We start from the raw sequence: 12,488 nt of genomic DNA on the forward strand, positions 1-12,488 counted from the left end.
GGTGGCGAACAGACGCCTGGCCTGCCCATGGCAATGATGGCATTAAGCACCGCTTCTGTTGGACTGTGAACACGCTTATGCATTCCATATTCGCCCTGTCTTCCGTGCCGCTCCTCCTGGGTGCGCTGCTCAGCGACTGGGCCTACGCCAGCAGCCAGGAAATCCAGTGGATCAACTTTGCCGCGTGGTTGAACGCGGGAGGCTTGCTGATCGCCGGCCTCTCGCTGCTGTGGGCTGCGGTGGATGCGCTGCGCTCGTCGGCGACCCGCCATCGCGCAGGCCTGGTCTATCTCACGCTGCTGCTGGCCACCTTCATCATCGGCTTCATCAATGCGTTGATCCACGGCAAGGATGGATGGGCGACGATGCCGACCGGGTTGATTTTGTCGGCCATGGTGGTGGTGCTCGCCGCGACGGCCAGCGCGATCGGGCTCGTCGGTTTCTTGAGGAGGACGGCATGACGGCCCAGGCCCTGTTGCGAGGCACAACGCTGACCTTTGCAATCGCGGCGGCCGGCGCAAACGCCGCACCGCCCACCCCGCCCGACCTGCCGCCACCGCAACGGGGGTTGCTGCCCAGCATGCGCATTGCGGAGCCTGCAGGTTGGGGCGGTCGCCGTCCCACCGTGCCGCAAGGCTGGACGATCCAGTCCATCGCCACCGACCTGAAAGTGCCGCGCCAGTCGCTGGTGCTGCCCAATGGCGACATTCTGGTGGCCGAGGGCAAGGGCGGCGGCGCCCCCGCGTTGAGACCCAAGGATTACATCGCCGGCATCATCAAGGCAAAGGGCAACACGGCCGTCAAAGGCGGCGACCAGCTGACCCTGTTGCGCGATACCGATGGCGATGGCACGTACGAAGGCCGATGGGTCTACGCCAAGGACCTCAACGCGCCGTACGGTCTGGCGCTGGTGGGGAACAAGCTGTATGTCGCCAACCAGGACGCGCTGGTGCGCTTCGACTACGTGGCCGGGCAAACCCAGGCAACGGCGGCTCCCGTGACGGTCACCAAGTTGCCATCAGCCGTCAACCACCACTGGACAAAGTCCCTCGCGGCCGATGCGGAGGGCCGCTATCTCTACGTCGGCATCGGCTCCAACAGCAACATCGGCGAACGCGGCATGGCGGTGGAAGAGAACCGGGCCGTGGTCTGGCAGATCGACGCCAGCAATGGCGCCACGCGCACGTTCGCCACCGGCATTCGCAATCCCACGGCGCTGGCGTTCGAGCCCACGAGCCGGCAACTCTGGGCGGTGGTGAACGAGCGCGACGAACTCGGCCCCGATCTCGTGCCGGACTACCTGACCTCGGTGCGAGAAGGTGCGTTCTATGGCTGGCCCTACGCGTACTGGGGCCCGAACGTCGACCGCCGCGTGCAGCCTCAGGATGACAAAAAGGTGCAGGCGACAGTGCGCCCGGACTTCGCCCTGCCCTCGCATTCGGCGCCTTTGGGACTGTCCTTTGTGCCATCGGGGTTCGCAGCGCCGTTTGCCAAAGGCGCTTTCATCGGTTTGCATGGCAGCTGGAACCGGAAAACGCCCGTGGGCTACAAGGTGATCTTCGTGCCCTTCCACAACGGCAGGCCGAGCGGGCCACCCGTTGACTTCGTCACCGGGTTCCAGAGCGACGGCAAGACCATGGGCCGCCCGGTCGGCGTGACCGTGGACCCCAAGGGCGCCTTGATCGTTGCGGACGATCTGTCCAACACCGTCTGGCGCGTGACGCCGGCGCGCTGAGGCGGTGGTCGGGGTGCTCATGGAAAGGTGTGTGCGACACCGCCGCATAACGGTCGGCCAAGTCGACACGTTCTATCGCGAAGCAGGCCCGGACGGTGCACCCGTCGTGCTACTGCCTCACGGGTATCCCTGTTCCTCCTACGAATTCCGCAACCTGTTGCCACGTCTGGCCGATCGCTGGCGGCTGATCGCGCCGGACTTTCCGGGCGCCGGGTACAGCGACACGCCCGAGGCGTTCGAATACAGCTTCGACGGCTACGCCGAGTTCCTGGACCACTTCGTGCGCGCACTCGGCTTGAATCGCTTCGTCCTCTATCTGCACGATTTCGGATCGCCCATCGGTGCCCGGTTGGCCATCCGCGCGCCCGAGCGCATCGTGGCTCTCATCATCCAGAACGGCGACATTCCCTATGAGGATGCGCTGGGCCCGAAGTACGCGGAGATCGAGAAAACCTGGGCACTCCCGGCCGCCGAGATGCGCGCGGCACTGGCTGAATCGATCCGTGAAGAGACGTTCAAGGAGGAGTTTCTGAACGCGGTCGGGTCGGAGCTTGCGGGCCGAATTCCTCCCGACCTATGGAAACTTCACTGGTCGCTGATGACGCCGAGGCGGCGGGACATCGCGGTCGACCTGATCGCTGGCCTGAAGGAGAACCGCACCTGGTTTCCGCAACACCGCAAGTACCTCCGTGAACATCGCCCGCCCGCGCTGATTGTTTGGGGACCGCAAGACGCGTACATGCCGGAGAAGTCGGCCCGCGCCTACCTGCGTGACCTGCCCGACGCCGAGTTGCACCTGCTCGACGGCGGCCATTGGTTGCTGGAGACCCACCTCGATGAGGTGGTGGCGCTTGTTCGCGACTTCCTTGCGCGCGTTCACCAGCATCCTGCTTAGCCGGCACCCCAAATTTCAGCTACCCCACCTGCCACTCTCCCCCAACCGCGAACTTCAAATGAACCACATCAGACGCCGCCGCCGTCTTGACCAATACAAGCGAACGCAAGGCGCCGACACCCTCAAACAACCGCGCTCCACCGCCAAGCAGCATCGGCACCACATGCAGCTGCATCTCATCGACCAGCCCGGCCTTCAGATACTGCTGCGCGACACGCGCACCACCCGCCAGCGCCACATCCTTCCCACCCGCCGCGCGCCGGGCCTGGTCCAGCGCACTCTCGGTACCGTCTGTCACGAACGTGAAGCGCGTGCCGCCCTCCATCACCACCGTCTCCCGCGCATGGTGCGTCAGCACAAACACCGGGTGATGGAACGGCGGCGTGCTGCCCCACCAACCGTTCCAGGGATCCTTCTCATCCCACGGCCCCGGCCCACCGCCGAACATGTTGCGTCCCATGATGGTCGCGCCGATGTTGGCCTGTTCCTCTTCCATCACCGGCGTGCTCTCGTTCACCACGCCACCCTCCAGGCCATGCGGGCGCCGCCAGATCTCCAGAGGAAACACCCATTCGTGCAATTGCTCGCCGCCCACGCCGAGCGGGTCCTGCACGCTGGGGTTGGGGCCGGCGACAAACCCGTCCAGCGACATGGAAATTCTGAACCGTAGAAGTGATATGCCCGTCTCCTGTTTCGCGACCATGGGAACGATCAGGGCGGGTTGAGTGGCGCCCTTACTCCATGACGACGAATGGGGCCGCCTGAAATCGACAAGAGCCCGTTCTCCATAAGGAGAACAACCGGGGTCAGCGCTGCGACGCCCGTATGAAGCACCCACCACCCACATCGACATGGGCTCCGTCACCAGCGATGCGGCATCGGAGAGCCGCCACAGCACGATCTCCGCGATTTCAAGTGGCATCTGCAGAACATCTACGGGAAGCTGGAGGTGTCGAGTCGGGATGAGGCGGTGGCGCGGTTGCGGGAGGTGGAGCGGGACAAGCCGAGTGGCTGACGCTACAGGCCAAACACCTCCACGAACAAGGTACTCGGAAAGGGAGCGTTTGAGCTGGGGCGACATTGTCGTGATAGGGTGTCGCCAAGCGCAAATTCGCAAAAAATTGCGCTTTTGAATAATTATCATCCCGCCACTTCCTTGCGTGGCCTATCCCCCATGCGCGAAAAGTCGAAAAATCCGTCCAAACCATCCCAGGATCGCCGTGGGAAAGGACGCCCTGCGGATGGCACTGCCGTGGGCCGCGAAGCACTGATCGCCGCCACGCAGGAGCTGCTGCGCCTGCAACCACCCGACCGGCTGACCTTGGCCGAGATCGCGAAACACGCCGGCGTCACCCCAGCCCTGGTGCGCTACTACTTCGGCACCAAGGAGGCTCTCTTCACGGCCACCGCGATGACCCAGCTGGACGCTCTGCAGGAGAAAGGCCAGCAGGCGCTCTCGAAGGACAGTCCATTGAGCGAGCGCTTGACCGAACGGCTGGCCTCGATGATCGACCAGGTGCACAGCAACCCCAGGTTCCACCAGCTGATCATGGACTCGGTGTACACAGGCTCCACGCGGGAGTCAGAGACGCTCACCGGCCAAGCCGCCTCGCGCGGCCTGATGCTGACGCTGGCACTGCTTCACAGCCACGACGGTGAACAGCTGCGCAAGATCGATCCCCGTTTCCTGCATGTCGCCATGATCGGCCTGACCGAGTTTTTCGGCTCCGCCGATGCGTTTCTGAAGCAGCTGTTCGGCCCCGATGCCGATCCCGATGAACTGCGCGAGAGCTACGTCGAGTTCCTGGTCGATCTGCTGCTCAACGGTCTGCTGAGCAAGCGGCCCAAGCCCTAGCCAGTCCGGCAACGGCCCCAAGGTCAACCGCTCTGGTTGACTTTTTTTTCGCCCTAACATAAATTACCCATAACGGTAATAAACAGATTTTCGACCCATGACGATTCTCAAGAACCACTGGTACGTGGCCTGTACCAGCAACGAACTCACCGCCCAACCCCTGGGGCGAATGGTGTGCGACGACCCGATCGCCTTCTTCCGTACACAGAGTGGCAAAGCGCACGCCTTGCTGGACCTGTGCCCCCACCGCAAGGCGCCCTTGTCCATGGGTCGCGTGGATGGCGAGTCCTTGCGCTGCGTGTACCACGGCATGGCGTTTTCGGGCCAGGGTCAATGCACCCACATCCCGTCCCAGGACATCATTCCGCCCCGGGCCTGCGTGCGCAGCTACCCTGTGCAGGAGCGTTTCGGTCTGGTGTGGATCTGGCCGGGCGACCCCGCGCTGGCGCACGGCAGTCCACTGCCTGAGCGGCCGTGGATGGAACAGCCGGACTGGAACCACGACGTCGTGCAGCACTTCGCGGTGAAGGCGAACTACGCGCTGATGGGCGACAACCTGCTCGACCTCTCGCACGTGGCGTTCCTGCATGCCTCATCCATCGGCTTCAATCCGAACCTGCTGGAACAAGACCCCCTGCAGACCCATGTCGACGGAGACGCGGTGACGAACGAGCGCGTGTTCGTCAACACCACGCAGGCCCCCGCCCACCGCGCGTGGCACGAGTTCGCGGGCCCGGTGACACGGGTTCAACGCAGCACGTGGACGCCACCAGCCAACGTCACGGTTCTCGTGCGCAACGAAGACGACACGCAGCAGGTCGACATGCGTGCCGACCACTTCATCACGCCCGAGACCGAGGACAGCCACCACTACTTCATCGTGGTATCGCGCAACTTCAAGGTCGATGACCAGGCGCTGTCCCGACAGCTCGATGCCGATACCCGCGCGGTGCACCTCGAAGACGTGGACATCGCCGAGGCACAGCAGCGCATGAACACGCGATTTCCCGACGTCAGAGCCATGGCGCTCAAGGCCGACAAGGCGGTCACCGCATCGCACCGCATCCTCGCGCGCCTGGAAGAGCAAGAAGCCGGGCAGGCCATGCCCACAGGCACCTGAAGCGTTCCCCCCACCCCACGCACCCCAAGAAGGTCTCCACCATGAAGAAAGCCGTTTTCCTGTTCAAAACCCTGTGCCTGCTCGGCCTTGGCGGCAGCGCCTTGGCGCAAGGCGCGCCCGAAAGCATCGACTACCTGCTGCCGGTGCCCGCCACCTCGATGGCGATGGCGCCGTGGATGCTGGCCCAGCACAAGGGTTACTTTGCGCAGGAGAACATCAAGGTCAACTTCGTGGCGGCCCGCGGTGGCGTCGACGTGGCCAAGCAGATCGGCGCGGGCAACGCGCTCATTGGCGGCGCCATCGGCGACACACCCATCATCGTTCGCGCCAACGGCGTGCCGGTCAAAGCCATCGCGCTGCTGGGCGCGGGTTCGCTGACCCTGACCGCCGTGCGCAACGACAGCGGCATCCAGTCGTTCAAGCAACTCAAAGGCAAGACCATCACGGTCATGAGCTATGCCGACACCACCTACTACTCGCTGTTGGGCAGTCTGGCCAAGGCGGATCTCAACAAGAACGACGTGAACATCCAGGCCAGCGGACCGGCCGGTACCTGGCAGCTGTTCGCCGCGGGCAAGGCACAGGCCATGGCGGCCGGCCCCGACTTTCTGAACTACGCCATCGACGCCGGCGCGCTAGCCACGATCCTTCCACCCGAAGAAGGCTTTCGCAGCATGGCGCAGGCGGTGATCGCGTCCGACGAGGCGATCAAGAACAAACCGGAGCTGTTGACCAAGCTGGTGCGCGCGACGCTGCGCGCCATGGGCGACATCATGAACGACCCCAAGGACGCCGCCCGGCACTATGTGGCCGCCGTGCCGATGTACAAGGACAAGCAGGCTTCCGTGGAGCGCCTGTTCGGCCTGTTGGCCAAGTACACGTACGCCGGACAGTCCCCCTTGGGCCGCATCGATGCCAAGCGCTTTGACGAGGTGCAACGGCTCTACGTGAGCGAAGGCATCGTGCCGCGCGCACTGCCGCTCGAAGACCTCTTCACCAACCAGTTTGTGGACGCTGCCGCCCGCAAGCCCTGAGTTGATGCGCGCCGGCCCATCCGGCCGCCTTCTTCCACCCTGACACGGGGACCTTCGTCCCCTCCCCTCCGTCGCCCGCGCGCCGGTTCGTGCCTTCGTGCGTGCCGCGCGCGAGGCCCCATTCCACTTGACTAGAGAGTCCCCCATGAAGCTCCACTTTGCGAAGCTTGGCACCATCGCGGCCGCCATCCTCTGCGCCCAGAGCGCATCCGCGCAAACATCCTCCGTGCAACTCTATGGCCTGATCGATACGGCCGTCGAACACCTCAGCAACACCGGTGCCACCGGCAAGGGCTCGACCCGCATGCCCGGCCTCACCGCCAGCCTTCCATCTCGATGGGGCCTGCGCGGCACGGAAGACCTGGGTGGTGGCCTCAAGACCACGTTCGTGCTCGAGTCCGGGTTCTCTCCCGACACAGGTGTCCTGAACCAAGGCGCTCGTCTGTTTGGTCGCCAGGCCTTCGTGGGTGTGTCCGGTGCGTACGGCACGTTGACGGCGGGTCGCCACCACACCATGCTGTTCTGGTCGCTGTTTGATTCGGACGTGATCGGCCCGCACGCCCAGAGCATGGCGAACTTTGATTCCTACATTCCCAACGCGCGCGCCGACAACTCCATCAGCTACCTCGGCAAGTTAAACGCCCTCACCGTGGGCGCCACCTACAGCCTCGGTCGCGATGCCGTCAACGCGGGCCCATCGCCGGCCGGCACCAACTGCGCGGGCGAAAACGCGGCGGACGCCTCCGCGTGCCGCGAGTGGTCCGCCATGGTGAAGTACGACGCGCCGAGCTGGGGCATGGCGTTTGCCATCGACGAGCTTCGCGGCGGCGCGGGTGCGTATGGCGGCTTGAATCGATCTTCCATGAAGGACCGCCGCACGGTGTTGAACGGCTATGCGAAGCTCGCAGGCAGCAAGATCGGCGCAGGCTTGATCCGTCGGGACAATGACGCGGTCGTGGCAACGCCCCGCAGCGACCTCTGGTACCTGGGCGCCAGCCATCCGCTCACACCGCAAGTGACGCTGTATGCGCAATGGGTGCATTACGACCTGAAGGGCAGCGCGAACGATGGCGATCTGATGATCGTGCGCGGCACGTATGCCTTCAGCAAGCGCACCGCCGTGTACGCCTCGGTCGCCAGGGCCAACAACAAGGGTGCCGCCGCCTTCGCGGTGAGCACGGCCCAGGTGGGTGGCAATCCGCTTGCGGGCACCGACCAGACAGGCATCGCTCTGGGCATCCGCCATTCGTTCTGACAACGAGGTAGCGTGATCGGTGAGCGCCCTTCAGGCGGTCACCGACGCCTCCCCTCCAGAAACGCAAAAGTACGGCTGTTGTAGCGACTTCCGCCACGGCCATTTCAATCCGAACGCCATCGATACCATCATGAATGCAAGTCTTCGCCGAGTGTTTTTTGCAGCAGCGCTTTCCTTCACCGTTGCGGTGGGCAGTACCGCTGCTTGGGCACAAGCCAGCTATCCCGCCAAGCCCATCACGCTGGTTGTTGCTTACCCCGCGGGTGGAGACACCGATGCCCTGGCGCGCCTCCTTGCCGAGAAGCTTTCGACCCGCGTTGGGCAGCCGGTGATCGTCGACAACCGGCCGGGCGCTAGCGGAACGATCGGAAGCGCCTATGTGTCGAGGGCCGCCGCTGACGGCTATACGCTCCTGTTGGCACCGAGTACTTTGTCGATCGCCCAGTTTGTCATGAAGACAACGGGTACAGCGCACTACGACGTGCTCAAAGGCTTTACCCCGATCGTACAAACTGGCGCCCAGTCGCTGGCGTTGGTGGTTGGACCGGGAACCAGCGCTCGCAGTCCCAAGGAACTCGTCGCCGAGGCCCGGCGCTCGGGGCCCGTGGGGTACGCCACACCGGGCGCTGGCTCGCCGATGCATATTGCGGGTGAACTGTTCAACCGCTCAGCGGGCGTGAAGCTGAACCACGTTCCCTACAAAGGCGTAGCCCCCGCGATCAACGATGTGCTCGGCGGACATGTGGCCAGCACCTTTATCACGCTTGGGCCCGTGCTGCCGAATATCGCGTCAGGCAAGCTCGCCATTCTGGCCATTGCCGACGACAAGCGTTCCCCGCTCACCCCCTCCGTTCCGACGTTGCTCGAATTGGGCTACAAGAATGTTGAAGTGAAAGCATGGACTGGCTTGTTTGGCCCACGGGGACTCCCCGCGGGATTGGTGCAGGCATTGAACACACACATCAACGCGATCCTGCAGCAGCCGGATACCGCCGAGAAGATGGCTGCATTCGGCATGCTTCCGGCCGGAGGCGGTGCGGATGTGCTTGAAAAGACCAACGCGACCGACTTTGCCCGCTACGGAAAATTGATCCAGGAACTGCGTATCCAGGCTGAGTGAGGACTTTCTCGAAAGCGAACGCGTCGCCGTCGAAAGCCACCGGGGCCGGTTAGACGACGCGTTGGCGCTGTGTGCCGAGGGGCCCGGCGTCGAGCGTCATCACGTCGCCGCGACGCAGGAACACCGGCGTCGGCTTGGCGCCAAGGCCGACACCTGCCGGTGTACCGGTGATGACCAGATCGCCGGGCAGCAAGGTCATGAACTGGCTCAGGTAAGAAACGATCTCGGCCACCGGGAAAATCATGTCGGCCGTGTTGCTCTGCTGTCGGGTTTGGCCATTGACAGCGAGCTCGAGCGCAATGCTCTGCGGATCGGGCAATTCATCGCGGGTCACCAGCCAGGGGCCGATCGGTCCAAAACCGTCAAAGCTCTTTCCTTTGCTCCATTGGCCATTGCGCTTGAGCTGCCAATCGCGTTCGGAAATGTCGTTGGCGAGGCAGTAACCGGCGACATGCGAGAGGGCTTGTGCGACGGAGACGTTCCTGGCTTGCGTGCCGATCACAAAGCCGAGCTCGATCTCCCAATCGCTGGCTTGCGAGCCTTCGGGCAGTTCGACATCATCGTTCGGGCCCGCGATGCAGGTGATGGCCTTCGTGAAGACGACGGGCTCTTTGGGAATCTCCAGACCGGCTTCTTCGGCATGCTTGCGGTAGTTCAGGCCAATGGCGACAAACTGACGAACGCCGGCGACCGGCGCGCCCAGCCGCGTCCCTTCGGGCACGAGCGGCATGCGCGACAAGTCGATCGCCGCCAGGGCCTGCAGTTTGGCGGGCGACATCCATTCGGGGGTGAAGTCAGGGATCAAGAGCGACAGGTCGCGAGCTTGCCCAAGGGCGTCGAGTGCGCCGGGTTTTTCCTGGCCCGCGGGGCCATGGCGTAGCAGCTTCATTTGTAGAGTCTCTTCATCAAAGTATTCTCATTCCGACAAACCGGCCGGCCGCTTCAGCGGCCGGCGATCATTGCGGCCTCAGTCCTCGCGCTCGATATTGCGCAACTTCACCACGCGGGTCCAGCGATCAATCTCGCGCTGAACCCGCGAGCGCATTTCATCGGGCGTGGAAGGCGCGGGCACGCCCCCCAACTGGGCAAAACGCTCAGCGGTCGCCGGTTCGGCGAGAACGGCCCGCAACTCACGGTTGAGTCGGTCAACGACGGCCGGCGGCGTGCCCGGCGACACCACCAGCCCTAGCCAGGACGTGGGGTCGACGCCGGGTAGCGCTTCCGAAATCGTCGGCACATTGGGAAAGTCCTTCAGCCGCTGCGAGGACGACACGGCTAGCGGGCGCACCTGGCCATTCTTGAAGTTGACATTGAGGAAGGTCATGGTCTCGATAAACACGTCGATCCGGCCACCCAGCAGCTCCGTGTACGCTGGCGCCGCGCCCTTGAACGGCACGTGGATCATCTCGGTACCGGACTCGATCTTGATCCACTCGCCGAGCAGGTGATGCAGACTGCCGGTGCCGGCGGACGACATGCTGAGCTTGCCCGGCTCGGCTTTCGCACGCGCCAGCAAATCCGCAAACGACTTGATCGGCGAATCCGGCCTGACGCCAATCGCCATCGGGTATTCGATGATCGTCGACACCATGCCGAAGTCGTTCACCGGGTGGTAAGGCAGCTTTTTCTTCATCGCCGCGGATGTCGGGTGGCCTCCGGTGAGCAACACCATCGTGTAGCCATCCGGTGCGCCCTTGGCGACGGCATCCTGCGCGATGATGCCGGTGGCGCCCAATCTTTGCTCGACCACGATCGGCTGGCCAAGCCGCTCGCTCATCTTGTGCGCGACAAACCGGCTGATGAGGTCAGCGCTCCCACCGGGTGTGAACCCGACAAGGAACTTGATGGGCTTTGACGGGTAGTCCTGGGCCGCCGCGGGCAAACTGACCAGCAGGCCGGAAAGTCCCGTGAGTGCAGCCAACGCGGTGATGGCCAGATGACGGCGTGTATGAAGGTTCATGTCGTGTCTCCCTATCAGCGTGCCGTGCGTTGCAGGAAATCAAGGCCTGCGCGGTTGAACTCTTCCGGCGATTCGAACTGCGACCAGTGAGAAGACCGGCGGATTTCCACGTACTCGGCTTTCGGGATCAATTTCGAAACGCGTTGTGCGGTCTCCAGAAAGATGTCCTTGTGGTCCACCGCGCCGATCACCAGCGTGGGCGCCTGCAGGCTGCGCCATTCGTTTTCCGCAATCATGTTGCGCGCGCGCAAGCCGGGTTCCTGCAAGCACAGGATGTGCTCCATGGCGCGGCGCATGCCGGGCTGCCGGTACACCGCCTGGCGCACGCCGACAAAATCATCGATGCGGTTCTGCTCTTCAAGAATGAGGCCCTTGAACACGGCGCTGACGTTCTCCCAGCTCGGGTCGTCCACGGCTTTGTAGCGTGCGCCCTTGATGTCCGACGACGTCTGCGCATCGGTCAGCAGGCCGGCGGCGGAGACCAGCATCAGGCTCTGTGTCTTGTCCGGATGCGTGAGGGCAAAACGCACAGCGATCCAGGCGCCAAGCGACACGCCCAGGATGGACGCCTTGTCCACCCCCACAGCCTGCATGAAGTTGCGCACGTGTTCGACGTACACCGGGATCTCGTAGTCGATGTCGGGTTTGCTGCTGAAACCTGCGCCGACCGTATCGAAGGCATAACAGTTGAAGTGTTTTGAAAAGACCGCCAGATTGGCGCAAAAGCACTCCCAGCTGCCGCCGGTGCCATGCACCATCAGCAGCGGCGGGCCGTCCTCAGGGCCCGCCTGGACATAGCGCGTGCGGATGCCGCCCGCGTCGATCCAGCCCTGACGGAAAGAGGTTTCGCGCAATTCGGACCAGACGCTGCGAAAGGGTTTGGCCACTGCGGTCGATCGTGTTTCGGTTTTCGTCTCGGTGTTCATGGATTTTGTTTGTCTCGTCGTGGGAAAAGGAAAACGCTTGCTGCTCGGCTCAGCCAGCCAGACGCTCGCTCAGCGCGCGTTGCCATGCCTCACGCGGCTGGAAACTGGCATCGCCGCTGACCATGGCTTTGGTGCTGGCACGAATCTCGTCGGCCGGCGCGTCGAGGTCCAGCGGCTGCTGGTAGGGCTGGCTCACGTACCAGGGCGATGTGGCGTATATCTCTACCCGGTTGCCCTCGGGGTCCAGGAAGTAGATGCTCCACGCATTGCCATGGTTTGAGGGACGCAAGTCACGCAAGCCCATTTGTGCAACGGCGCGGTTGTAGTGCTGCAGATCTTCCAGCGTGTTGACGCGGAAGGACATCTGGCTGATGGGTGAATAGTCCTCATCAGGACGTCCACTGACCATCACCAGCTGGTGGTGTTCGTTGGGACTGCGGCTCATGAAGGTGATGCGGCCACCGCGCAGTTCACCGCTGTCGGTCACCACCATGCCCAGCAGACCGGCGTAAAACGCGACCATTGCATCGAGGTCTCGGACATAGAGTCCCAAGTGCGTTAGCTGGGCGTCAGGGGGGCGGGTCATGG

At 63.6% G+C, this 12,488-nt stretch carries 13 protein-coding genes; 8 read left to right on the forward strand and 5 right to left on the reverse strand.

All coding sequences use genetic code 11. The features are described from left to right. The first annotated feature begins 104 nt into the window (after positions 1-104). From FFS09_RS09575 to FFS09_RS09585, 3 genes are read left to right on the forward strand one after another with little or no spacing between them, the layout of a single operon-like run. The gene (locus tag FFS09_RS09575; protein WP_252374311.1) at positions 105-461 is read left to right on the forward strand and encodes a hypothetical protein; all 357 of its coding nucleotides are present in this window, start codon (positions 105-107) and stop codon (positions 459-461) included. Further along, positions 458-1,735, forward strand: coding sequence for a PQQ-dependent sugar dehydrogenase (locus FFS09_RS09580; RefSeq protein ID WP_137918633.1), 1,278 nt, complete (start codon positions 458-460; stop codon positions 1,733-1,735). Before FFS09_RS09575 ends, FFS09_RS09580 begins: the two co-directional genes overlap by 4 nt. 19 nt (positions 1,736-1,754) lie before the next feature. Beyond that, positions 1,755-2,630: an alpha/beta fold hydrolase gene (locus FFS09_RS09585; RefSeq protein ID WP_137918678.1), complete on the forward strand. Its 876-nt coding sequence runs from the start codon at positions 1,755-1,757 to the stop codon at positions 2,628-2,630. A 19-nt stretch (positions 2,631-2,649) separates the two neighbouring features. Here the strand turns inward: FFS09_RS09585 and FFS09_RS09590 are convergent, their stop codons facing one another. Next, positions 2,650-3,552 (reverse strand): dihydrofolate reductase family protein, encoded by a 903-nt coding sequence (locus tag FFS09_RS09590; RefSeq protein ID WP_252374313.1) that lies wholly within the window; start codon positions 3,550-3,552, stop codon positions 2,650-2,652. Positions 3,553-3,882: 330 nt separating this feature from the next. Between FFS09_RS09590 and FFS09_RS09595 the strand changes: the two genes are divergently transcribed. From FFS09_RS09595 to FFS09_RS09615, 5 genes are all read left to right on the forward strand, one after another. Beyond that, the gene (locus FFS09_RS09595) at positions 3,883-4,485 is read left to right on the forward strand and encodes a TetR/AcrR family transcriptional regulator (RefSeq protein ID WP_171019946.1); all 603 of its coding nucleotides are present in this window, start codon (positions 3,883-3,885) and stop codon (positions 4,483-4,485) included. 97 nt (positions 4,486-4,582) lie between these two features. After that, positions 4,583-5,605 carry an aromatic ring-hydroxylating dioxygenase subunit alpha gene (locus tag FFS09_RS09600; RefSeq protein WP_137918635.1) on the forward strand — a complete coding sequence of 341 codons (1,023 nt, stop codon included), beginning with the start codon at positions 4,583-4,585 and terminating at the stop codon, positions 5,603-5,605. A gap of 41 nt (positions 5,606-5,646) precedes the next feature. Then, positions 5,647-6,639, forward strand: coding sequence for an ABC transporter substrate-binding protein (locus FFS09_RS09605; protein ID WP_137918636.1), 993 nt, complete (start codon positions 5,647-5,649; stop codon positions 6,637-6,639). A gap of 145 nt (positions 6,640-6,784) precedes the next feature. Next, positions 6,785-7,894 carry a porin gene (locus FFS09_RS09610; protein ID WP_137918637.1) on the forward strand — a complete coding sequence of 370 codons (1,110 nt, stop codon included), beginning with the start codon at positions 6,785-6,787 and terminating at the stop codon, positions 7,892-7,894. 130 nt (positions 7,895-8,024) lie between these two features. Beyond that, a complete protein-coding gene (locus tag FFS09_RS09615) occupies positions 8,025-9,014 on the forward strand; it encodes a Bug family tripartite tricarboxylate transporter substrate binding protein (RefSeq protein WP_137918680.1) in 990 nt (329 codons plus the stop codon). 49 nt (positions 9,015-9,063) lie between these two features. On the opposite strand, the gene FFS09_RS09620 is transcribed toward FFS09_RS09615, so the two are convergent. The 4 genes from FFS09_RS09620 to FFS09_RS09635 form a co-directional block, all read right to left on the reverse strand. Next, entirely contained in the window at positions 9,064-9,903 is an 840-nt protein-coding gene (locus FFS09_RS09620; protein WP_137918638.1) for a fumarylacetoacetate hydrolase family protein, read from the reverse strand. Positions 9,904-9,981: 78 nt separating this feature from the next. Continuing rightward, a complete protein-coding gene (locus FFS09_RS09625) occupies positions 9,982-10,974 on the reverse strand; it encodes a Bug family tripartite tricarboxylate transporter substrate binding protein (RefSeq protein ID WP_137918639.1) in 993 nt (330 codons plus the stop codon). A gap of 14 nt (positions 10,975-10,988) precedes the next feature. Next, positions 10,989-11,900, reverse strand: coding sequence for an alpha/beta fold hydrolase (locus tag FFS09_RS09630; protein ID WP_137918640.1), 912 nt, complete (start codon positions 11,898-11,900; stop codon positions 10,989-10,991). Between the two features lie 49 nt (positions 11,901-11,949). Further along, entirely contained in the window at positions 11,950-12,486 is a 537-nt protein-coding gene (locus FFS09_RS09635; RefSeq protein ID WP_137918641.1) for a VOC family protein, read from the reverse strand. Positions 12,487-12,488: the final 2 nt, after the last annotated feature.

The sequence above is a fragment of the Hydrogenophaga sp. 2FB genome, assembly GCF_005503365.1.
Lineage (GTDB): Bacteria > Pseudomonadota > Gammaproteobacteria > Burkholderiales > Burkholderiaceae_C > Hydrogenophaga.